General features: G+C 41.8%; 24 protein-coding genes. 20 read left to right on the forward strand and 4 right to left on the reverse strand.

Annotated features, from left to right (window positions below; genetic code table 11):
- Positions 1-66 precede the first annotated feature (66 nt).
- Both leuS and I2F62_RS04375 read right to left on the reverse strand, forming a co-directional pair.
- On the reverse strand, positions 67-2,691 hold the full coding sequence (gene leuS, locus I2F62_RS04370; RefSeq protein ID WP_324625803.1) for a leucine--tRNA ligase: 2,625 nt from the start codon (positions 2,689-2,691) through the stop codon (positions 67-69).
- 129 nt (positions 2,692-2,820) lie between these two features.
- The gene (locus I2F62_RS04375; protein ID WP_324625804.1) at positions 2,821-3,165 is read right to left on the reverse strand and encodes a DUF4124 domain-containing protein; all 345 of its coding nucleotides are present in this window, start codon (positions 3,163-3,165) and stop codon (positions 2,821-2,823) included.
- A 454-nt stretch (positions 3,166-3,619) separates the two neighbouring features.
- On the opposite strand from I2F62_RS04375, the gene I2F62_RS04380 reads away from it, so the two are divergent.
- Genes I2F62_RS04380 through ilvC form a run of 3 tightly spaced genes read left to right on the forward strand, consistent with a single transcriptional unit; the run spans position 3,620 to position 6,890 of the window.
- A complete protein-coding gene (locus I2F62_RS04380; protein ID WP_324625805.1) occupies positions 3,620-5,344 on the forward strand; it encodes an acetolactate synthase 3 large subunit in 1,725 nt (574 codons plus the stop codon).
- Positions 5,344-5,835, forward strand: coding sequence for an acetolactate synthase small subunit (gene ilvN, locus I2F62_RS04385; protein ID WP_324625806.1), 492 nt, complete (start codon positions 5,344-5,346; stop codon positions 5,833-5,835). The genes I2F62_RS04380 and ilvN overlap by 1 nt, the downstream gene beginning before the upstream one ends.
- A gap of 38 nt (positions 5,836-5,873) precedes the next feature.
- Positions 5,874-6,890 carry a ketol-acid reductoisomerase gene (gene ilvC, locus I2F62_RS04390; protein WP_324625807.1) on the forward strand — a complete coding sequence of 339 codons (1,017 nt, stop codon included), beginning with the start codon at positions 5,874-5,876 and terminating at the stop codon, positions 6,888-6,890.
- Between the two features lie 374 nt (positions 6,891-7,264).
- On the opposite strand, the gene I2F62_RS04395 is transcribed toward ilvC, so the two are convergent.
- Positions 7,265-7,981, reverse strand: a complete 717-nt coding sequence (locus I2F62_RS04395) for a M15 family metallopeptidase (protein ID WP_324625808.1) — start codon at positions 7,979-7,981, stop codon at positions 7,265-7,267.
- A 172-nt stretch (positions 7,982-8,153) separates the two neighbouring features.
- Positions 8,154-9,047, reverse strand: coding sequence for an amino acid ABC transporter substrate-binding protein (locus I2F62_RS04400; RefSeq protein ID WP_324625809.1), 894 nt, complete (start codon positions 9,045-9,047; stop codon positions 8,154-8,156).
- Positions 9,048-9,355: 308 nt separating this feature from the next.
- Between I2F62_RS04400 and I2F62_RS04405 the strand changes: the two genes are divergently transcribed.
- The 17 genes from I2F62_RS04405 to I2F62_RS04485 all read left to right on the forward strand — a co-directional run bounded on the left by I2F62_RS04405 (position 9,356) and on the right by I2F62_RS04485 (position 23,448).
- Positions 9,356-10,624: a glycosyltransferase family 4 protein gene (locus I2F62_RS04405; RefSeq protein ID WP_420713715.1), complete on the forward strand. Its 1,269-nt coding sequence runs from the start codon at positions 9,356-9,358 to the stop codon at positions 10,622-10,624.
- Between the two features lie 15 nt (positions 10,625-10,639).
- Positions 10,640-11,191, forward strand: a complete 552-nt coding sequence (locus tag I2F62_RS04410) for a phosphatase PAP2 family protein (protein WP_324625811.1) — start codon at positions 10,640-10,642, stop codon at positions 11,189-11,191.
- Between the two features lie 60 nt (positions 11,192-11,251).
- Entirely contained in the window at positions 11,252-11,452 is a 201-nt protein-coding gene (gene iscX, locus I2F62_RS04415; protein WP_324625812.1) for a Fe-S cluster assembly protein IscX, read from the forward strand.
- A gap of 107 nt (positions 11,453-11,559) precedes the next feature.
- Positions 11,560-11,991: a nucleoside-diphosphate kinase gene (gene ndk / locus I2F62_RS04420; RefSeq protein WP_324625813.1), complete on the forward strand. Its 432-nt coding sequence runs from the start codon at positions 11,560-11,562 to the stop codon at positions 11,989-11,991.
- Positions 11,992-12,125: 134 nt separating this feature from the next.
- Positions 12,126-13,346 (forward strand): 23S rRNA (adenine(2503)-C(2))-methyltransferase RlmN, encoded by a 1,221-nt coding sequence (rlmN, locus tag I2F62_RS04425; RefSeq protein ID WP_420713721.1) that lies wholly within the window; start codon positions 12,126-12,128, stop codon positions 13,344-13,346.
- A gap of 50 nt (positions 13,347-13,396) precedes the next feature.
- Complete coding sequence (gene pilW, locus I2F62_RS04430; protein ID WP_324625869.1) at positions 13,397-14,233, forward strand: type IV pilus biogenesis/stability protein PilW; 837 nt, start codon at positions 13,397-13,399, stop codon at positions 14,231-14,233.
- Positions 14,224-15,021, forward strand: a complete 798-nt coding sequence (locus tag I2F62_RS04435; RefSeq protein WP_324625815.1) for a helix-turn-helix domain-containing protein — start codon at positions 14,224-14,226, stop codon at positions 15,019-15,021. Before pilW ends, I2F62_RS04435 begins: the two co-directional genes overlap by 10 nt.
- 22 nt (positions 15,022-15,043) lie before the next feature.
- Positions 15,044-16,162, forward strand: a complete 1,119-nt coding sequence (gene ispG / locus I2F62_RS04440) for a flavodoxin-dependent (E)-4-hydroxy-3-methylbut-2-enyl-diphosphate synthase (protein WP_324625816.1) — start codon at positions 15,044-15,046, stop codon at positions 16,160-16,162.
- 3 nt (positions 16,163-16,165) lie between these two features.
- Positions 16,166-17,458 (forward strand): histidine--tRNA ligase, encoded by a 1,293-nt coding sequence (hisS, locus tag I2F62_RS04445; RefSeq protein WP_324625817.1) that lies wholly within the window; start codon positions 16,166-16,168, stop codon positions 17,456-17,458.
- 30 nt (positions 17,459-17,488) lie between these two features.
- Positions 17,489-18,190: a YfgM family protein gene (locus I2F62_RS04450; protein WP_324625818.1), complete on the forward strand. Its 702-nt coding sequence runs from the start codon at positions 17,489-17,491 to the stop codon at positions 18,188-18,190.
- 1 nt (position 18,191) lies between these two features.
- A complete protein-coding gene (bamB, locus tag I2F62_RS04455) occupies positions 18,192-19,340 on the forward strand; it encodes an outer membrane protein assembly factor BamB (protein WP_324625819.1) in 1,149 nt (382 codons plus the stop codon).
- A gap of 3 nt (positions 19,341-19,343) precedes the next feature.
- Positions 19,344-20,753 (forward strand): ribosome biogenesis GTPase Der, encoded by a 1,410-nt coding sequence (gene der, locus I2F62_RS04460; RefSeq protein WP_324625820.1) that lies wholly within the window; start codon positions 19,344-19,346, stop codon positions 20,751-20,753.
- Positions 20,754-20,989: 236 nt separating this feature from the next.
- Positions 20,990-21,607: a beta-ketoacyl synthase chain length factor gene (locus tag I2F62_RS04465; RefSeq protein ID WP_420713716.1), complete on the forward strand. Its 618-nt coding sequence runs from the start codon at positions 20,990-20,992 to the stop codon at positions 21,605-21,607.
- Entirely contained in the window at positions 21,601-22,410 is an 810-nt protein-coding gene (locus I2F62_RS04470) for a lysophospholipid acyltransferase family protein (RefSeq protein WP_324625821.1), read from the forward strand. The genes I2F62_RS04465 and I2F62_RS04470 overlap by 7 nt, the downstream gene beginning before the upstream one ends.
- Positions 22,394-22,651, forward strand: coding sequence for a phosphopantetheine-binding protein (locus I2F62_RS04475; protein WP_324625822.1), 258 nt, complete (start codon positions 22,394-22,396; stop codon positions 22,649-22,651). Before I2F62_RS04470 ends, I2F62_RS04475 begins: the two co-directional genes overlap by 17 nt.
- 3 nt (positions 22,652-22,654) lie before the next feature.
- Positions 22,655-22,906: an acyl carrier protein gene (locus I2F62_RS04480; protein ID WP_324625871.1), complete on the forward strand. Its 252-nt coding sequence runs from the start codon at positions 22,655-22,657 to the stop codon at positions 22,904-22,906.
- Positions 22,906-23,448 (forward strand): septation protein IspZ, encoded by a 543-nt coding sequence (locus tag I2F62_RS04485; protein ID WP_324625823.1) that lies wholly within the window; start codon positions 22,906-22,908, stop codon positions 23,446-23,448. The genes I2F62_RS04480 and I2F62_RS04485 overlap by 1 nt, the downstream gene beginning before the upstream one ends.
- Positions 23,449-23,450: the final 2 nt, after the last annotated feature.

A 23,450-nucleotide genomic window follows, 5' to 3' on the forward strand; every position in this document is an offset into this window, starting at 1 on the left:
ACATCCTCTACATGTAATGAATCCCCCTCGCGACCGAGGAGGATGGATTCTGCTTGGGGTTAAAAATTACACCACCAAATTGACAAGTTTATTTGGAACAACAATTTCTTTTTTGCTTGGGCCTGTCAAAAATTGTTGAACTTCAGGTAATGCTTTGGCTTGCGCTAATAAATCTTCTTTAGAAATATCAACACTTACCTCTAATTTACCACGAAGCTTACCATTAACTTGTACCACAATTGTTTGCGTGTTACGTGTCAGTGCCGATGGATCGACTTGCGGGAATGCCGCAGAGGTCATATCAATCCCAAATTTAGCCAATAATGCTTGGCTTAAATGCGGTGCAAAAGGCGCAAGTAACGTAAGTAATGTAATGACGGCTTCACGGGCAACGGCTTTGTCATTGTCAGTTTTTGCATCAAATTTACTGATGCTGTTTAACAATTCCATTTGTGCTGCAATGGCGGTATTGAACGCATAACGGCGTTCGATATCATCACCAACTTTAGCAATGGTTTCATGCACTTTACGGCGCAAGTCTTGTGCTTCTTTAGACAGATTTGCCGTATCAATTGCGCTGTTGCTGTCGCCTTGTTCAAGCAAATTGCTGCTTAAACGCCACACGCGTTTTAAGAAACGGTTTGAACCTTCAACCCCTGCATCTGACCATTCTAAAGATTGATCGGGTGGGGCAGCAAACATCATAAATACACGGGCTGTATCTGCACCGTATTGGTCAATAATGGCTTGTGGGTCAACGCCGTTGTTTTTCGACTTCGACATTTTTTCTTGTCCACCGACCACAACGGGTTGTCCATCTGCTTTGTATGTTGCAGATAAAACACGGCCTTTGTCGTCACGTTCAAGTTCGACATCGGCAGGGTTGAACCAAGTTTTTTTGCCTGATTCATCTTCACGGTAGAAGGTGTCTGCAAGCACCATGCCTTGCGTAAGTAAGTTGGCAAAGGGTTCGTTACCTTGTACCACGCCTTCGTCACGCATCAATTTATGGAAGAAACGCGCATACAATAAATGTAAAATCGCATGTTCGACACCACCAATATATTGGTTGACAGGCAACCATGTTTGCGCCGCTTCAGGCTTAATCATGCCTTGTTGATAATCTGGCGATGCATAACGCGCGTAATACCAAGATGATTCAACAAAAGTGTCAAGCGTATCTGTTTCACGTTTTGCTGCTTTACCACAACATGGGCAAGTGGTTTCATAAAACTCTGGCATTTTTGCCAATGGATTACCTGAACCGTCTGGCACCACATCGGTTGGCAAGACGACAGGTAATTGTTCTTCAGGAACAGTGACTTGACCGCAATCGTCACAGTTAATCATTGGAATTGGGCAGCCCCAATAGCGCTGACGCGACACGCCCCAATCGCGTAGACGGAATTGAACTTTTTTGCTTGCAAGTTCTTGAGGCGCTAATTTTTCAATAAAGGCATCGAAGGCTTGTTGGAAGTTGAAGCCATCAAATTCACCTGAATTGACCAACACACCGTCTTTACTGCCGTACCATTCTTGCCAAGTGGTTGCATCAAAATCGGCATCGTCTGCTTTTTTCGCATCAATCACTTGTTGAATTGGCAAACCAAATTTATTGGCAAATTCAAAGTCACGCTCATCGTGCGCGGGTACCGCCATCACTGCACCTGAACCGTAGGTCATTAGCACGTAGTTGGCAATCCACACTTCAACGTTCTGACCTGTAATTGGGTGCTGAACGAATAAACCAGTGGCACGACCTTTTTTCGCGGCTGTGGCTAAATCTGCTTCGGCAACCGAACCGTGACGGCATTCTTCAATAAACGCATTTAATTCTGGGCGCAGTTCAGCCGCTTTTTTCGCTAAAGGATGATCTGCGGCAACGGCAACATACGTCACGCCCATTAAGGTGTCTGGGCGGGTGGTATACACCACCAATGGGTCGGCATAAATGCTGGCATCTGCAGAAGGGAAAGTAATTTCCATGCCTTCAGAGCGACCAATCCAGTTACGTTGCATGGTTAACACTTGCTGCGGCCAACCGTCTTTTAACTGTTCTAAATCGTCTAATAATTCTTGTGCATAATCGGTAATGCGGAAGTAATACATTGGAATATCGCGTTTTTCAACCAATGCACCTGAACGCCAACCACGACCATCCACCACTTGTTCATTGGCCAATACGGTTTGATCGACAGGATCCCAGTTTACGGTTGAAAGCTTGCGATAAATTAAGCCTTTTTTATACAACTGCACAAAAAGCCATTGTTCCCAACGATAATATTCTGGGGTGCAGGTGGCAATTTCACGGTCCCAATCAATGGCTAAACCTAAGCTTTTAAGCTGATTACGCATGTAATCAATATTTTCAAAAGTCCATTTTGCCGGTGCAACTTTATGCGCAATCGCTGCATTTTCTGCCGGTAAACCAAACGCATCCCAACCCATCGGTTGTAATACAGTTTCACCTTTTAAGCGATGAAAACGGCTGATTACATCTCCAATAGTATAGTTACGCACATGCCCCATATGCAGTTTTCCGCTTGGATAGGGAAACATGGAGAGAATATAACGATGTTTCTCTTCTACGGTGTCTGCAACTTTAAAGACTTTGCGATCATTCCAATCTTGTTGGACATGAGGTTCGATCGCACTGGCTTGATATTCAGGGTCAATGTGAGATGTAGTCATAAACTTAATTTGAAAATACAGATAAATTAAAATAGGAGAAGATCATAGCGCAAAACACGTCTAAATGTGAGTGTTGTGCAAAAAATCTAGCAGGATAACGGTATTCTATTGAAGAATACCGCCTAAACATTACTTCGCTTCAGCACTGTTTGGTTGCGTTGGTGCTTTGCTTGGCGCACCTTGAGGCAGCTCAATCACGGTATTGGGGGTATCGCCAGTGGTTTTTTGCGGTTGATTGCTGCCTTGTGGCAATGGTTGTGAGGTTGCTGGTTTATCTTGCGAACTTACGCCTATGCCATAAGTTTGGATTTTTCCATGGTTCTTAATTCCCTTCACTTTGGGTGGCGGTGTCGTTGTATAATGGGTCGATCCTTGAGCATCTACCCATTTGTAATAGTCTTTGGCAAATCCCGTTGTATTGACGGCACTTAAGCCCACCCCGAAACAAAACAGAATCACTGCTTTAATTTTCATATTTCACCCTACGTGAATTGTTATAGATCGTTATTGCTGCATTTTAACGCGCTTTTTTCTGAAAACCTATGTAACGAACAAGATTATTCGATGATTTTTTTTTAAGTGCATGACTAAAAATAAAATAGATTTTTTGAAAAAATGCATCGGAGTCTTGACAATTATGGATGAAACAACAAGAATGCTAGGCTCATTATCTGATCACCCTTCAGATATATGATGCTGCTGCAATAAGCATATGGCTCTAGCCGAGTGATATGTCCAATTATAAATGTGTTTATCCCAACATATTTATTTATGAATACGCCAAACGAACAGCCTGCACTGCTGTGGTGATATTTTTTCTTATTGCAGACCTGATGCATTAAATTTGTGCTATAACAGCATGGTTGTATGAAATTAAAGTTATGGATGTCTCCCATCGCATAACAAAAAAAGATTAGGGTGAATCACGTTGGAACTTTTATCAGGTGGTGAAATGCTCGTTCGCGCCCTTGCGGACGAGGGTGTTGAACATGTTTTTGGTTATCCAGGTGGTGCGGTACTGCACATCTACGATGCGTTGTTTCAACAAGATAAAATTCAGCATTATCTAGTCCGTCACGAACAAGCAGCAGGGCACATGGCCGATGCTTATTCTCGTGTTACGGGTAAAACTGGTGTTGTTTTAGTCACATCAGGCCCCGGCGCAACCAATACAGTCACAGCCATCGCTACGGCGTATATGGATTCAATTCCAATGGTGGTCTTGTCGGGTCAAGTGGCTTCGCACTTAATTGGTGAAGATGCATTTCAGGAAACCGACATGGTTGGGGTATCACGCCCAATTGTGAAACACAGTTTCCAAGTTCGTCATGCCAGCGAAATTCCTGCCATGATTAAAAAAGCATTTTATATCGCAGCAAGTGGCCGTCCTGGACCTGTTGTCATTGATATTCCTAAAGATGCGACCAATCCAGTCGATAAATTTGCCTACGAATACCCAGATAAAGTGAAGATGCGTTCGTATCAACCACCGTATCGCGGTCATTCGGGACAAATTCGTAAAGCGGTAGATGAGTTAATTAGCGCCAAACGCCCAGTTATTTATACTGGTGGTGGTGTAGTACAAGGCAATGCTGCTGCATTACTGACTGAACTTGCACATTTACTCAATTATCCTGTCACCAATACTTTAATGGGCTTAGGTGGCTTTCCGGGTACAGATCCACAATTTGTCGGTATGCTTGGCATGCACGGTTGTTATGAAGCCAATATGGCCATGCATAATGCCGATGTGATTTTTGCAGTGGGTGCGCGTTTTGATGACCGCGTGACCAATAATCCTGCAAAATTCTGTCCAAATGCCAAAGTCATTCATATTGATATTGATCCGGCAACTATTTCTAAAACCATTTCGGCGCATATTCCAATTGTGGGTGCGGTTGAACCGGTTTTACAAGAAATGTTGGCACAGTTGAAACAGTTGGATGTATCGAAGCCAAATCCTGAAGCGTTAGCAAGTTGGTGGGATCAAATTAACGAATGGCGCAAAGTTCATGGTCTACGTTATCAGCCTGCCAATAATGGTGGCATGAAACCACAGCAAGTGGTGGAAGCGCTATATAAAATTACCAATGGCGAAGCGATTATTACCTCGGACGTTGGTCAGCACCAAATGTTTGCTGCGTTGTATTATAAATACGACGAACCGCGTCAATGGATTAATTCGGGTGGTTTAGGCACCATGGGTGTAGGCTTGCCGTATGCGATGGCTGCGAAACTTGCCAAACCTGAAAAAGAAGTGGTGTGTATTACCGGTGAAGCATCTATTCAGATGTGTATTCAAGAGCTTTCGACCTGTAAGCAATATGGCTTGAATTTCAAAATTTTGTGCTTGAATAACCGTGCTTTAGGGATGGTTAAACAATGGCAAGATATGAATTACGAAGGTCGCCATTCAAGTTCTTATGTTGAGTCACTGCCTGATTTTGCCAAATTGATGGAAGCTTATGGGCATGTAGGTATTCAAATTGATCATGCAGATGAGCTTGAATCTAAACTTGCTGAAGCAATGGCGATTAAAGACAAATGCGTGTTTATTAATGTGATGACTGACCGTTCAGAGCATGTTTATCCAATGCTCATTGCAGGACAATCGATGCAAGATATGTGGTTAAGCAAAGGAGAGCATACCTAATGCGTCATATTATTTCGGTGTTGATTGAAAATGAATCGGGTGCGCTGTCTCGTTTAGTGGGTTTATTTAGCCAACGTGGTTACAACATTGAGTCACTTAATGTTGCCCCAACAGAAGATGAAACCTTGTCACGTTTAACCTTAAGCACCTATGGTGATGACCATAAAATTGAACAAATTACCAAACAACTGAATAAATTGGTTGAAGTGGTAAAAGTGGTCGATTTAACTGAAGGTGCGCATATTGAACGTGAGTTGATGCTGATTAAAGTCAAAGCATCGGGTGCAGCACGTGACGAAATTAAGCGCACTGCCGATATTTTCCGTGCCTCAATTGTTGATGTAACCCCAACAACGTATACGGTGCAAATTGCAGGAACCACCGAAAAACTCGATGGTTTTATTGATGCTCTAGCTGAAAATACCATTTTAGAAGTGGTGCGTTCTGGTGTATCGGGCATTGCACGTGGCGAAAAAGTTTTAACTGTATAACTGAAATATTTTAGAAAGAATTTTACTGGAGACAACAAATGCAAATTTTTTACGATAAAGACTGCGATTTATCTATCATCCAAGGCAAAAAAGTAGCAATTATTGGCTATGGTTCACAAGGCCATGCACATGCACTTAACCTTAAAGATTCGGGTGTAGATGTAACCGTTGGCTTACGTGCTGGTTCAACATCTTGGAAAAAAGCTGAAAATGCGGGTCTTAAAGTTGCTGAAGTTCCTGCCGCTGTAAAAGGCGCAGACTTGGTAATGATTTTGACACCAGATGAATTCCAGTCACAACTTTATCGCGATGTGATTGAGCCAAACATTAAAGAAGGCGCAACTTTAGCATTTGCGCATGGTTTCTCGGTTCTTTATAACCAAGTTGTTCCACGTAAAGATTTAGACGTGATTATGGTTGCACCAAAAGCACCGGGTCACACTGTACGTTCAGAATTCCAACGTGGTTCAGGTGTACCTGACTTAATCGCGATTCACCAAGATGCGTCTGGTAACGCGCGTAACGTTGCATTATCTTATGCGTCAGGCGTAGGTGGTGGTCGTACCGGTATTATCGAAACTTCATTCCGTGAAGAAACTGAAACTGATTTGTTCGGTGAGCAAGCAGTTCTTTGTGGTGGTGCGGTTGAATTGGTTAAAATGGGCTTTGAAACTTTGGTTGAAGCGGGTTATGCTCCAGAAATGGCGTATTTCGAATGCTTGCACGAACTTAAATTAATTGTTGATTTAATGTTTGAAGGCGGTATCGCGGATATGAACTATTCAGTATCTAATAATGCTGAATATGGCGAATACGTAACAGGCGTTGAAGTGATCAACGAACAATCTCGTGAAGCAATGCGTAATGCCTTGAAACGTATCCAATCGGGTGAATATGCAAAAATGTTCATTCAAGAAGGCGCGTTGAACTATCCTTCTATGACTGCTCGTCGTCGTCAAAATGCGGCGCATGGTATTGAAGTGACTGGTAACAAACTTCGCGCGATGATGCCTTGGATTCAAGCAAACAAAATCGTTGATAAAGAGAAGAACTAATTTCTCGAATCAAACGATTTGAATGCGAAGACCCACTCTAATTGAGTGGGTTTTTTATCTTTATGATTAGGTGTGCAGTTACGTGCCTCAAAAATATGAAAGCAGCACTTGCATATTTTTTCGTACCTTGGATTCAAGCAAACAAAATCGTTGATAAAGAGAAGAACTAATCTCTTGAATCAAATGATTTGAATGCGAAAACCCACTCTAATTGAGTGGGTTTTTTATCTTTATGATTAGGTGTGCAGTTACGTGCCTCAAAAATATGAAAGCAGCACTTTCATATTTTTTCGTACCTTGAATTCAAGCCAATAAAATCGTTGATAAAGAAAAGAACTTAGCTCGAATTTAACTGCACATTTTTATTTTACTTGTTATAAGGCGGCAATGCCTAAATAATGTGCATGCGGTTGCTGTTTAAAATAAGCCCATAATTGATTGCCGAAGTCAAAGTGCCACCATTCAGAAGGTAAATTGCTAAACCCTGCATCTATCATGGCCCAATATAAAATTCTTCGTAATTGCTGTGCCGAATGTTCTGCTGTGATTTCAAGTGCTGCTGTCCAACTTTGCTCAACGGGTGAATCAAAGGCTGTGCCTAAATCTAGTGGGTTGCCATTATCATCACATAAGGTTACATCGACTGAACCGCCGGTCATGTGTGGGCTCGGTTGTTGTGGATCTAGGCTGGGTGCAGAAACAAATAACGAGAGTATTTTTTGTTTTTCTAGCGCAGAGCAGTTGGGGTAACGTTGGCTAATTTCAGCATTAAAACTTTCAACCAGTGCAGCTTGCAGGGTATACGGTCTCCAGCTATCCAGTAGCATTAAATGAATACCTTGCGGTAGATTTTTAGATGCCAGATGCAGTTTTTCTAAAACTTCTTCACGAATATAGAAATCAGTGCTGGCTCCCGTCATTTGCTGATAAAAATAATACGGATGCAAAATGAGATTGCCTTGATTGTGTTGATCAATCTTGATTAAGGCATTGTGATTGTCTTGAATTGGTGTGCGCTGAATTTGATCCCAGTTCACTGTGTCGTGCTGTGGAATTTTACGATTTGAATGAAAATGCAAAGAGGTCGTCATTGTTCTAATACATGGAGTGAGCGATTAAAATACGATGTTTTAAAATTATAAAACGGATGCGCGTATTGCAACATCATGCGCTCAATTGAGTCTAAGCGTATTGGTGGTTCAGCGCAATCAATTTGTATAAAGCAATGAACAGCCCTAAGATTCTCTTAGGGCTGTTCATTAATTACACGCCAGCATCGGTTGGACGGCGCTGTAAATTTAAATAAGAGCGGTTCGGTGCCATATTTAAATTAATATTTTTAGGGGGAATTGCGGATTGGAACCATTTGCGGTAAAGCTTCATCATCTCGCCCGATTTCCATAAGCCAATAATGGTGCTATCTGCCAGCGCCTTAAGTTTTTCATCACCTTTCGGTAGCATAACGGCATACGGTTCTGAAGATAGAACTGGTCCAACAATTTCATAATCATCGGGTTTGGCACTTTTGGCAATTAAGCCCGCTAAAATGTTATCGTCCATCACAAACGCTTCCGATTTACCTTTCACCAGTAAATTAAAGGAATCGTCCATATCGTGACCATAAATTGTGCGTACGGTCACATCTCTACCGCGTGAATCGCGCTTAATGTATTGGGTTGATGTGGTGCCTGCCGAGGTGGAAACCACCTTGTTATTTAAATCTGATAAATCTTCAAAATGCGTGCTCTTTTTAACCGCCATTCTAACTTCGGTGTAATAAAAGTTGGTTGAAAAAGACACTTGTTGTTGGCGCTTGTAAGAGTTTGTGGTTGAGCCACACTCCATATCAATGCGGCCATTCATAATCGCATCCATACGTTGGCCTGGGGTGAGTGGAATGAACTCAATTTTTAAGTTTGGCGCATTTAATTGTTTGCGAATATTGCTAGCAATATTGCGACAAATGTCAATTGCATAGCCTGCGGCAGCACCATTGACCACATAAGAAATCGGCATGGATGTATCGTTGAATCCGATGTTAATTTTTCCACGCTCCTTAATTTGATTTAAGGTGTCGACTGCATAAACTTGGCTTGCCCCAAAAGATAAAGATGCCAATACAACGGTTGTTAGTGTTGATTTTAGAATATTGTTCATGTGTGGCCTTAATTCAGCTTTTATAAAGATAAAAATTGCGCCGAATACTAAGCAAAAGCAGTGCCATTTTAGGCGAATTGCGCTGCTGCCTTGTTTTTTAGTGCTTGATTTTAAAAATGATAATTCCATGTTTTTGCATATGGTTCTTTTTAAGGCAACAGTGGTGTTGTTTTAGTGCAATATAGTTTTTTGCTTTATTTTTGTGCATATGTGGTGCTGGGCTTGGTGTCAGGAAACTGTCATCAGGACATCATGAAACTGCAAAGATTAACTTTTAAGCTGCATGCATAACAACAAAATATCAGGTGATGATGATGTCGCTGAGTCAAGTGTTAAAAGGTCAGTCGAATTTTTGGAATATCTTCGGATTAAAGTCCATTCATAATGTACATGCAATACAACTCCCCCTAGTTTCCGATCAAAAATTAAAGATTGCAATAGTGACTGAAACATGGCCACCCGAATTGAATGGTGTGGCGCAATCACTGATGCATTTGTGCCAAGGTTTACAGCAAAAAGGGCATCAAATTTTATTGATTCGTCCTGAACAAAGTCACACGACCGAGCAGTTTATTCCCGATCAACAATGTTTGGTCGCTGCGCAGCGCTTACCGAAATATCCAAATTTAAGTTTTGGCATGCCGCAGTATCGTAAAGTCCGCCAAGCCATTAAAACATTTCAACCCGATATTATTCATGTGGTCACGGAAGGTCCTTTGGGCTTATTGGGTTTACAACTTGCCCACTTAGAACGCATTCCGTTATCGAGTGGTTTTCATTCGCCCTTTGATGAGTTTAGCCGCTTTTTTGATTTGGCTTTTTTGGTGAAGCCAATCCAGCATTATCTGCGTTGGTTTCATAATCAAACCCAATTAACCTGTGTGCCCAGCCCACATACTGCGGATGCACTACGTCAATATGGGGTTCAATGTCCTTTGGCTGTGGTTGGGCGTGGCGTGGATTCACAGCATTTTTCACCTACTTTTCGTTCGGATGCGCTGCGTCAATCGTGGCAAGCCGATGAACAAACCACGGTTATGTTGTCGGTTGGGCGGTTGTCGCCTGAAAAGCAAATTGATGATGTTATTGCCGCTTATATTGCACAAAAACAGCAGGGCGTTGAACACTTAAAATTGGTGATTGTTGGTGATGGCCCTGATCGGGCGCGGTTAGAAAAACTAGCCGAGCTGCATGATGTGATTTTTACAGGAGCACTTCGCGGGAAAAAACTTGCCGAAGCCTATGCGAGTGCTGATGTATTTGTATTTCCAAGTCAGGTTGAAACCTTTGGCAATGTGGTTTTGGAGGCAATGGCCAGTGGTTTGCCTGTGGTGGCGTACGATTATGCCTGCGCTCATCAATATCTTGAACATACCGTTACCGGTTGGAAAATTCCTTTGCAACAGCCAAAGTTATTTCAACAACAACTGGCACAGTTTCCAAGCTTAAAACAATTACATGCCATGGGGCGGCGGGCGCATCTTGCAGTACAACATGTGGGATGGGCGCATCCTGTTCGGCAATTTGAGCAAGCATTACAAGGTGTGGTGCAGCGCTTTCATTATGGTTTCACTTAAATTTAGGTGGCGTATATGAATATGCAGAATTTAAAAATAAAAATTTTGGCGCTCGATTTACAAGGCTGCTTGTATTTAAATCATTTCTCGCAATTTTCTAAAGTCAGCTTGTTTTTTAAGTGGGTGAGTCGCTTAGGTGATGGTTGGTTTTGGGCTGCAATGCTGTTGCTGACAGCCTTGATGCAAGCGTGGCAGAGTGTTTTGCCTGTGCTGTATATTTTAATCACAACCTTATTTTCAACAACGGTTTATAAATTATTAAAACGCAAAACCGTCAGACCGCGGCCGTATCAGGTTCATCAAGTGATTGTTTTGGGTGAGCGCCCGCTCGATCATTTTAGTTTTCCCTCTGGACATACTCAACATGCAGTGATGTTTAGCTGTATTTTGGGTGCAATTGAGCCTCTCTTATTAATTCTGATGCTGCCATTTACCTTGTTGGTTGGGCTATCAAGAATGGTTTTGGGGCTACATTATCCAAGCGATGTGCTGATGGGTGCGACATTAGGTGTATGTATTGCAGGCTTGAGTTTGTGGTTGGCACCAATTTATGCAATACAACTCTAAGCTGCACCCCGATACAAAATTTTGTTAAAGTAGCCCATTGGTTATGCTTAGGGAATAAATATGGCTTTACGTTGGTCAGACAGTATTGATATTGCAATTGAATTATTAGAAGCGCATCCAGAGGTTGATCCGCAGTGGGTGCGCTTTACCGATTTACACGCATGGGTATGTGCTTTACCCGATTTTGGTGATGATCCGCAGAAGTCGACCGAAGGTTTACTCGAAGCCATTCAGATGGCTTGGATTGATGAAGCCAATTAAAACTGTAAAAAATTAAACTTTTACATATTAACTGCTGATTATTCCCCTATTCATGGGTATAATGCGGCAAAAATTTATCTCTAATATTTGAGTTGAGGAGCCTAATCATGGCAATTGAACGTACTTTATCGATTGTAAAACCAGACGCAGTTGCAAAAAACCACATCGGTGACATTTTTGCACGTTTTGAAAAATCTGGTCTTAAAGTTGTTGCAACTAAAATGAAACACCTTTCTCAAGCTGAAGCTGAAGGCTTCTACGCTGAGCACAAAGAACGTGGTTTCTTTGCTGATTTAGTTGCGTTCATGACTTCTGGTCCAGTCGTTGTGTCTGTACTTGAAGGCGAAAACGCTGTACTTGCTCACCGTGAAATTTTAGGTGCGACAAACCCTAAAGAAGCGGCTCCTGGTACAATCCGTGCAGATTTCGCTGTAAGCATCGACGAAAATGCTGCTCACGGTTCTGACTCTGTAGAATCTGCTGCACGTGAAGTGTCTTACTTCTTTGCTCAAACAGAAGTTTGCCCACGTACTCGTTAATCGAGATACTTAAAACCAGATAAGTGTTATACTGCTTATCTGGTTTTTTTATTCCTTAAATTTCTCTGACTGCTTGAACAGTCCTTTTTTTCTCCTCAATCGTGTTTAGGTATTTACATATGGCTATTGAAGCAGTGGGTTCGTCTTTGGTTTTAGATGAGCAGAACAACACCGCCACATTGCAACAACCTGCAACGCCTGTGCAAAAAGTCAATTTGCTTGGGATGTCACGGGTTGAACTTGAACAATTTTTTGAAAAAATGGGTGAGAAGAAGTTCCGTGCCGGTCAGGTGATGAAATGGATTCATCAGTATTTTGTGACTGATTTTGCTGAAATGACCAATATTTCAGGCAAATTAAGAGAAAAACTAGAAGCAAAATGTGAAATTAAAGCGCCAGAAGTGGTGCATCGTAACTATTCTAAAGATGGAACCCGTAAATGGGTGTTTCGTGTTGGTGATGGCGCAGGTTCTTTGGTTGAAACCGTGCTTATTCCTGCCGAAGATAAAACCGGTTCACGTAAAACCTTATGTATTTCTTCCCAAGTGGGCTGTGCACTCGATTGTTCATTTTGTTCAACCGGTAAGCAAGGTTTCCAGCGCGATTTATTACCCGATGAAATTATTGGGCAGCTTTGGGTCGCAAACCAGTCGTATATGGAAGATGTGCCTGTAGCAGAGCGTGAGCGTTCAGTCACCAATGTGGTGATGATGGGCATGGGTGAGCCATTACTCAATTATGACGCTGTTTTAAGTTCGATGACCATTATGTTAGATGACTTTGCTTATGGCATGTCGAAGCGCCGCGTGACTTTATCAACGTCAGGTGTTGTGCCGAAAATTGACCAACTTGCACAAGATATTGATGTTGCTTTGGCAATCTCATTACATGCACCCAATGACGAACTGCGTAATGAATTGGTGCCAATTAATAAAAAATATCCATTAGAACAACTCATTGCTGCGTGTCAGCGCTATATTACTAAAGATGGTAATGAAAGCTCACGTAAGCATGTGACCATTGAATACGTGATGTTGGATGGCGTGAATGATCATCCTGAACATGCACAACAAATGATTAAACTGTTGAAAAATTTACCAAGTAAAATTAACTTAATTCCATTCAATCCATTTCCGCATGCGCCTTATGGACGTTCAAGCCGAAACCGAATTATTGCTTTTCAAAAGACCTTGTCGGATGCTGGTTTTGTTTGTACGATTCGTCAAACACGTGGCGATGATATTGATGCAGCATGTGGTCAATTGGTTGGGCAAGTGGCAGACCGTACTCGCCGTGCTGCACAATGGCAAAAGAAAATTTCTGAGAAGAATGAGATTATGCGCTCTCAGGGGTGATTCTCAAGTTTAGGGGTAATTTGAGTGTGAAAAATAACAGCATAAAACAGATGGCTGCATTGGTGGGGCTTGGGATTTTTACCTTGGGTTTACAAGGTTGTCAGGGGCTCACCATTACAACAAAAGATCAGCAAAAAAATTATCCTGATATGAGTGTACAGCCGACCAAGTTTAAAAAAGACCCGAAAAAGGCGGCTGAAATTCGAACTCAAATTGCAGCAGAATATTTACGTAATGGTGAATTAGATGCGGCAAAACGTGCATTAGATGAAGTCTTTGAACAAGACAGCCGTAATGTGCAAGCCAATATGCTGATGGGCATTTTGCTACAACAAGAAGGCAGCCCTGAAAATTTAGCCAAAGCAGACAGTTATTTTAAACGTGCAATCTCTTTAGACTCGACCGATGCACAAACCCGTAACAATTATGGGCGTTACCTGTTTCAATTGGGTCGTTATAATGAGGCGCTCGAACAGCTAAAAATTGCAGGTTCAACCTTAGGGTATGAGCAGCGCGGAATGGCGCTTGAAAACCTTGGACAAGCATATATGAAGCTTGGTGATGTGTCGAATGCTGAAAAAACATTCAAACAGGCATTGCAAGTCAATCAAAGCTCAAGTGTTTCAATGTTAGAGTTAGCGGAAATTTTTTACCTGCGCCAAGACAAGGCTTCTGCAAATGATGCTTACGATACCTATGTGCGTATCGTTGGCAGTAAAAATCAGTCTGCGCGTGGGCTATGGGTCGGTATTCGCATTATGCGTGCAAATGGTGATAACATGAGCATGCAGGTCTTGGTGAACCAATTAAGGGCATTATTCCCTGAAAGCCAAGAATATCAACGTTATTTGCAATTACAGTACAGTACTGAGGCGGTATGGAAGTAAATCCAAATTCACAACAATCGACGGCTACCCCAACAACCCCTAATACATTAGGCAATGTTCAACGTCCAGGTGAATATTTACGTCATATTCGTCTTAATCAAAAACGCGAGTTGGCTGACGTATCTAAAGCATTAAGCTTGCCTGTAAAAACATTGGAAGCTTTAGAAAAAGACGATTATAAATCGTTGCCTGAAGCCACCTTTATTAAAGGCTATTATCGCACCTACGCAAAATTTTTAGATGTCGATGCTTCGACCATTATTCAGCGTTTTGACGAAATTTATGCCAACGATACCGGCTTATTGCCGAATCATGCCTTAAAAGATTCTCCAATTAAAATTATGGGGAAATTGCAAGGCTCGAATAGCGATCGCAATAAAAAATGGTTAAAACGCGCAGCCTATCTGGTCGGTGCGTTAGTGCTATTGGCGTTGGTGGTGATGGGCATTCAAAAGTGGTCGGCGAAGCACCGCCAAGCGGCACAACCTGCTGCGGGTCAACAGACGAATACTGAAGTGCTTTCGGTCGATCAAAATGCATCGACAGCCAGTGGTGATGAATTGGTGCTTAAATTTGCTCGTCCAACATCGGTCAATATTGTCGATTCGACTGGCAAAGTACTTGCAAGTGGTCGTCAGGCCGACAGTTTGGATTTAAAAGGTGTTTCACCTTTTCAAATTCGTTTAGATGATGCAGAAGCTGTGGCTTCATTAAGTTTAAATAATGAAGTGATTTCATTGTCACCTTATACGGTGAATGGCAAAGCAGATTTCCGTCTGTCACGTTAACCGATTAAAGCCGAGCTGAGTCATGATAGAAAATCCAATTAAACGCCGCCCAACACGTAAAATTCGTGTTGGCTCGGTATATGTGGGTGGTGATGCGCCAATCAGCATTCAAAGCATGACCAATACTGAAACATGCGATGTCGATGCAACTGTGGCGCAGATTCAGCGCTGTGCAGATGCCGGTGCAGACATCATGCGGGTTTCAGTGCCGACGATGGAAGCTGCCGAAGCCTTTGGTGCGATTCGTAAACGCGTGACTGTGCCATTGGTTGCAGATATTCATTTCGATCATCGTATTGCGCTTGCCGTTGCCGATTATGGCGCAGATTGTTTGCGAATTAACCCAGGTAATATTGGTTCAGATCAAAAAGTACGTGAGGTGGTTGCTGCGGCACGCCATCATGGTATTTCTATCCGTATTGGTGTAAATGCGGGTTCACTTGAAAAAGATTTGCAAAAAAAATATGGCGAACCGACAGGGCAGGCGTTGCTTGAGTCGGCAATGCGCCATATTGATATTTTAGACCGTTTAGATTTTCACGAATTTAAAGTCAGCGTAAAAGCCTCGAATGTATTTTTAACCCTCGATGCATATCGCTTGTTGTCGCAACAAATTGATAATCCACTGCATTTGGGTGTCACCGAAGCGGGTATTTATCGGACCGGTTCAATTAAATCTGCGGTGGCTTTGGGTGGTTTGCTCATGGAAGGCATTGGTGACACCATGCGTATTTCATTGGCGGCAGAGCCTGAAGAGGAAGTTAAAATTGGTTTTGATATTTTAAAATCATTAAGTTTACGCTCGAACGGCATTAACTTTATTGCGTGCCCAAGTTGTTCACGTCAAGAATTTAACGTGATTCAAGTGATGCAAGCGTTAGAAGCACGTTTAGAAGATGTGCGCACGCCGATGGATGTGTCGGTGATTGGCTGTAAAGTCAATGGGCCGGGTGAAGCCAAAGAAGCCGATATTGGTGTGGTGGGGGCAAGTCCACGTTCATTGGTGTATCGAAATGGTGAAAAAAGCCATTTAATTGATACCCATCAATTGGTTGATGAAATTGAAAGTATGGTTCGTCAACGTGTTCAAAAGCTTGAAGAAGCGAAAGCCAAAGAAATTATTCGTACCAGTTTTGAGTAAGTCATGAGTTCAATTGTTGCTATTAAAGGTTTTAACGACATTCTGCCAACGCAAACACCTGCGTGGAGACGTTTGGAACAGCATTTATCTGCGTTGATGGATGCGTACGGCTATCAGCAAATTCGCTTGCCGATTGTTGAGCATACGGGCTTGTTTAAACGTGCAATTGGTGATGCCACCGATATCGTTGAAAAAGAAATGTACACCTTTTTTGATAAAGGCAATCCACCTGAATCTTTGACTTTACGTCCTGAAGGGACTGCCGGTTGTGTTCGCGCCATGCTTGAAAATAACTTGCTGCGCGGTGCAACACCACGTGTTTGGTATATCGGGCCAATGTTCCGTTATGAAAAACCGCAAAAAGGCCGTTATCGTCAATTTCACCAATTTGGGGTAGAAACCTTTGGTGTAGCAACACCTGATATTGACGCAGAGCTCATTTTAATGACCGCGCGTTTATGGAAACGCATGGGTGTGTTAGATAAAGTTCAATTAGAATTAAATACCTTGGGCGAGATGGATGAGCGTAATGAATATCGTCAAGCCTTGGTGGAGTTTTTAACTGCGCATAAAGAGGAGTTAGATGAAGATTCTCAGCGCCGTTTAACCACCAACCCACTGCGTATCTTAGATTCTAAAAATGAACGCACACAGCAAATTTTAGAACATGCACCGAAATTGCATGACTTCTTAAAAGAAGACAGCTTGCAGCACTTTTCACAATTACAGCAATATTTAAGCGATGCAGGTATTGCATTTGTCATCAACCAAAAATTGGTTCGTGGCTTAGATTATTACAACAAAACTGTGTTTGAATGGACCACTACCTTCTTAGGTTCACAAGGTACAGTGTGTGCCGGTGGTCGTTACGATGGTTTGGTGGGTCAGTTAAAAGGCAAGCCTGACCAGTCAGTTCCTGCAGTAGGTTTTGCGATGGGAATGGAGCGTTTATTGTTGTTGCTTGAGCAAGTAGAAGCACAACAAGCCGCGCGTGATTGTGAAGTGTTCTTATTGGCAGATCCTGCTTATCAAGGTAAAGCGTTGCTGTGGGCCGAGCAATTGCGTGATCAGCTGGAACAATCAGGTGCGTCAATTCGTCTTAAAACGGGTTCACAAGGTAGTTTGAAAAGCCAAATGAAAAAGGCCGATCAATCCGGTGCTGTTTTTGCACTTATTTTAGGTGAACGCGAATGGGAAAGTCAGCAGGTTGCGCTTAAAACCTTGGCAACTGCGGAACAAAAAGACTTGGCAATTGCCGATGTTCTTCCATTTTTAATGCAATATTTTGCTCAATAATTTATAGATTTAGCCAAAAAGGATCATGCAATGAATGCGCTAACAGAAGATGAGCAGCTTGATAATCTTAAATCATTTACGAAAAAATATGGTTCTGCGGCGGTAAGCGGCGTTCTAATTGCGCTCATTGCTTTTTTTGGTTGGAACTATTGGCAGAACAAAAAACATCATCGTTTGCAAAATGAAACTGCACGAGTTCAGCAGTTGATCGATCAAGCACAAAGTGCGGCGGGCGATACAAAAGCCTATACGCAGCTTGCACCGATTGCTGACACTGTGTTTAAAAAAGCGCCTGACTCAGCACAAGCCATTCAAGCTCAATTTGTCATGGCGAAAGTGGCTTTTGATCAAGGCAACTATGCTGCTGCAGAGCGTGAATTGAAAAAAGTGCAAGCTTCAAAAGTGGATGATGAAGGTTTGTTACAGTTGGTCAATCTTCGTTTGGCATATGCGCAAACAGCACAAAAAAAATATGACGATGCGTTAAAAACCTTAGATTTAGTCACTGTTGATGCATTTAAGGCGTCTGCAGATGAAGCACGTGGTGATATTTTTGTTGCTAAAAATGATATGGCGAATGCTAAGAAAGTGTATCAAAGTGCATGGGATGCAACAATTGCCCGTAAACAAGAACGACAAATTTTACAAATTAAACTCGAAAGTGTTGGCGTTTTAGTTGATGATCAAAACATTGAACGCCCAATTTTGAAAACACAGGTGGATGAGTCTTAAAATGGATAAAAAATTTACACTCCCGTTTGCACTAACAATCGTTGCTGCTGCATTGGTTGGTTGCTCATCAAATAAAGTCAAAGAAGAAAACACCAAGCCCAATGCATTGCCGAAATTGGTGCAATCGAAACAATTGGTTCCTGTATTCTCACAAAGTGTGACTGCAAGCAATAAAAATGACGATTTGAACTTACAAATTGCAGCCGATCAAGGGGTATTGTTTATTGCAGACCCGAAAGGAATTGTTGAAGCCTACAAAGGCAAACAACGCCTATGGTCAACCAAAGTCTCTAAAGACGAAGGCTTAAGTGCAGGCGTTGAAGCTGCAGATGGCGTGGTGATTGTTGGAAATCAAAAAGGTCAATTAATTGCCTTAGACCAAACTAGCGGTCAGGTAAAATGGACGGCACAGCTTTCTGGTTCAATTATTACTGCCTCTCATATTCAAGCGGGTCGTGTAATTACTGTAAGTAACGATGGTAATGTTTATGCGCACGATGAAAATTCTGGCCAGCAATTATGGACGTATCGTTTACCGAATGTGCCATTAAGCTTACGTGGTCAGGCAGCACCCGTTCAGCTCGACCCAAATAACGTGCTGATTGCCACTGCAAATTCATATGTTTACGGTATTGATGTGATTAGTGGCGTGCCGCGTTTACAACGCCGCGTTGCTGTTGCAGAAGGACGTTCCGATGTACAGCGTTTAAATAGCGTGAGTACACCTGTTATGATGGGACAGTTTATGGTCACAACCAGCTATCAAGGCCAAGTGACTGTGACTGACCTTCAGCAACAACAAGTGGTTTGGAGCGATGATGTGAGTAGCCGTCAGCGCCCTGAAGTCACTCAAAGCAAAGTCTTTGTTAGTACCGATGATGGTAAAGTGATTGCTTATGATTTAATGAGTGGTCAAAAATTATGGGAAAATGACCAACTGTTACGCCGTAATTTAAGTAATCCTGTATTGCTCGGTTCAGACCTTGTAGTGGGTGACTTTGATGGCGTCTTAAGTCTAATTGACCCGAACACTGGTAATTTAATTGGTCGATCGAACACCAAAGGACAAGTAAGTTCTTTGCGTGTGATTGACAATCAACTTTATGTTTCAACTCAAAAAGGCGCGTTAAGCGTTTGGCAGAATCGTTAATCTATGAAACCCGTTATTGCGCTGATTGGGCGTCCGAATGTTGGAAAATCAACATTATTTAATCAAATCACAAAAAGTCGTGATGCACTTGTTGCTGACTTCGCGGGCCTGACGCGCGACCGAAAATATGGTGATGCGGTTTATCAAAACAAATCATTTATTGTGGTTGACACCGGCGGTATTGGTGAAAATGAAGGCGGTATTGACTCTTACATGGCTGAGCAGTCAAAAACAGCCATTCATGAAGCTGACATTATTGTTTTTGTGGTCGATGCGCGTGCGGGTTTATTGGCGTCTGACGAGCAAATCGCGCGTGAATTACGTACTTTGGGCAAAAAAGTATACTTGGTTGCCAACAAAGTCGATGGTGTGCATGCTGAAGCGGCTTTAGTTGAGTTTTATAAACTGGGTATGGGCGAACCAATGCAAGTGGCTGCAAGTCACGGGCGTGGTGTGCAGCAAATGCTTGAAGATGTATTGGCTGATGTACCGGAAGATGAAAATCCAGAACTGCATGACAAAAATACAGGCTTGCGTTTAGCCATTATTGGTCGTCCAAATGTGGGTAAATCAACATTAGTTAACCGTTTGTTGGGTGAAGACCGTGTGGTTGCATTTGACCAACCGGGCACAACGCGTGATTCTATTTATATTCCCTTTGAACGCGATAGTCGTCAATACACTTTAATTGATACCGCAGGTGTGCGTCGTAAAGGTAAAGTGGATGAAATGATTGAGAAGTTCTCAATTGTGAAAACGCTTCAAGCCATGAAAGATGCACATGTGGTTGTGGTTGTGGTGGATGCACGCGAAGGCATTGTAGAACAAGATTTACATTTAATTGGTTACGCTTTAGAAGCAGGTCGTGCCATGGTTATTGCCATTAATAAATGGGATAACATGACCGAATACGACCGTAAGCAATGTAAGTTAGATGTAGAGCGCCGTTTTGACTTTATTCCTTGGGCGAAAATCCATTTAATTTCAGCATTACATGGTACAGGTGTAGGCGAGCTTTATCCTTCAATTCACCGTGCTTATGAATCTGCAAATTTGAAAGTTTCACCTGCGAAATTAACTCAGATTCTTAATGATGCAACCGATGCGCACCAACCACCAATGATTTCGGGCAAACGTATTAAAATGCGTTATGCACACATGGGCGGACAAAACCCACCAACGATTGTTATTCATGGTAATAAGGTTGATAAAACCCCTGCGGATTATCGTCGTTATTTAGAAAATGTGTTCCGTAAAGTCTATAAACTGGAAGGAACACCTGTTCGTGTTGACTTTAAAACTTCTGAAAATCCATTTGAAGGGCGTAAATCGCAAGTGGATGAACGCGTCGCTGCACGTAAGCGCCGTTATGTTCAGAAATTTAAAAAGGCTGAAAAGAAATATAAGCGTTAATTTTGAATTAAAAAAAGCTATCGATGGATAGCTTTTTTTATATGAAAGATATTAGGTTATTTATTTTTTGTGATTTTTTGGCTGTTTTTAGATCAATTGAGTAGCTATGAATCACCGCTTAAGTTTGCATTTACAATTAGCCATGCGAAATGAGAATAATTAAATGTATTTTTTGTTAATTTAACCATGACTTTTCTTTATAATAGCGTGGTTTTTAGTTTCAGCTTTAGGGTCGCGTGGTGCATTTACAATTACAGCAGCTTTATGCAACAACATCATGCTCAGACCTGAGGTTGCTAAATCATGTCCCTGCTATGCAACGCCGCCGTCTTTCAGCTTTGGCAAAACTGGCATTTAATAGTGTGCTGCAAGCCGCCGATTCACATCAGTTTGACTATATCGTTTGGGTGTCTAAATTTGGCGATGAACAAAAAACTTTAGATATTCTCAGAGATATTTTAACGGATCAAACGCCATCACCTACGCAGTTTTCTACCTCGGTACATAATGCGATTGCTGGTTTGTACTCTATTCTATTTCAAGATGCGACCCCATCGACCAGTTTAAGCTGTTCTTGGGAAGAGGCCATGATAGAAGCGTATGCTTTTTTAAAAACACAGCCTCATGCGCAGTCGGTGTTGGTCGTTTACTATGATGCACCATTGCCCGACATTTATGCCAATAGAGAAACTCAAGAAGCTTATTCTATGGCGGCTATTGTGAGTTTAAGTACACCGAATATTTGTTTAGATATCAAAAATATGTCTGCGCAAACAATACAACAGCCTCAGCTATTCTTTAATTTTTGGCAAAATCAGACACAAGAAGAACTGGGGTTGTGGCAAAAATGTTAAATTTAAAATACAAAAAGAAAATCAATTATGCTTGGCGAATGCTGGCAACCAGTTTTAGCTTTACCAGTTTTGGTGTGGGTGGTTTAGCTGTAGGTTGTATCATTGCACCTGTTGTGAAGCGCTATACGTCAGATCCAGAAAAACGTATTCATTTAACCCAACAAGTGATACGACATAGTTTTCATGGGTTTATTGAAATGATGACCAAATTGGGAATCATGACCTACAGTGTTGAAGGGCTTGAAAAATTACAAAATAGTCAGGGTGAATTATTAATTGCCAATCATCCCACCTTAATTGATGTGGTGTTGTTGATTGGATTAATGCCAAAAGCCAATTGTGTTGTTAAGCAAGGATTATGGCGTAATCCATTTACCCGTGGCCCAGTACAAAATGCAAAATATATTTTAAATGAAGGCTCTGAGCAATTTATTCAGGACTGTGTACAGCGATTACAAGAACCCGATGCTGCTTCGTTAATTATTTTTCCAGAAGGAACACGCACAGCAGAAAATCATATCATTAATGATTTTCAGCGCGGTGCTGCCAATATTGCTTTACGTGCGCAAGTGCCGATTCGACCTGTACTTATACGCTGCACGCCATCCACATTAACTAAAAATGAAAAGTGGTATCACATTCCTTCTCAGGCATTTCATATACAAATTGATGTTTTAGACCCCGTACATGTGACCGATGCTTTAAATGAGCTTGAAGTAACACCCAAAAATGTACGCCTATTAAATCAATTTTTTTATCATCTATTTAAAGGAGCATTGAGTAAACATGAGCAATCTTGCTGATGAGCTAAAACAAATGATTATTGATGTTTTGGTGTTAGAAGACATTTCTATTGCGGATATTCAGGATGAAGCACCGCTATTTAATGAAGGTTTAGGCTTAGATTCAATTGATGCCCTAGAGCTCGGTTTGGCGTTAAAAAAACGCTATAACATTCACTTGAGTGCTGAATCTGAGGATACTAAAAAATATTTTCAGTCTATTCAAAGTCTCGTTAAATTAGTAGAAATGCAGGCAAAATAAGGAATTATCATGTTAACTCAAGAACATATATTGGAACAGTTGCGTGCATGGATGGACGAATTATTTGAAATTGAGCCTGAAAAAATTCAGCCAGATTCTAATTTATATTCCGACCTCGATGTCGACAGTATTGATGCGGTAGATTTGATTGTTAAAATTAAGCAATTAACGGGCAAGCAAGTACAGCCTGAAGATTTTAAAAATGTGCGCACCATACAAGATGTTGTCGTTGTGATTCAGAACATGACCAAATAATGTCTAAGCTCATCAAACTATTCACAGCTTTAATTTTGATTGCCTATCCCTTTTTAGTGGGATGGAGTTTGTCACATGGAAAGCTGTGGGAGATGAGTATTGCGCTGATGATTCTGGGCATCGTCCGTTATTGGACAGGGCGAAACAGCCCCATGCTGCCTTTGACGTATTTGGCGATTTTAGCAGGTGGCTTAAGTTTGGTGTTTAAAGATCAGACTTGGTTAAAGTTTTATCCTGTGGCGATGAGCTTAGGTTCGCTCAGTATTTTTCTACTGACATTATGGCGACCACCATCGATGATTGAGCGCTTTGCACGCGTGTTTGAACCCAATCTGCCTGAATCGGGTGTGCAATGGACGCGTAAAGTGACTATGGTTTGGTGCGGTTTTTTTTTAATCAATGCACTGATTGCACTGTATACCGTTTTCTTCGCACCAATGAAAATATGGGTGCTTTATAATGGATTCATCTCTTACTTGTTGATGGGTGGTTTACTTGTTGGCGAGTTTATTTTGCGTAAATATCAACAAAGAAAGCATTAAAA

This window comes from Acinetobacter sp. MD2(2019) (assembly GCF_035615615.1).
Lineage (GTDB): Bacteria > Pseudomonadota > Gammaproteobacteria > Pseudomonadales > Moraxellaceae > Acinetobacter.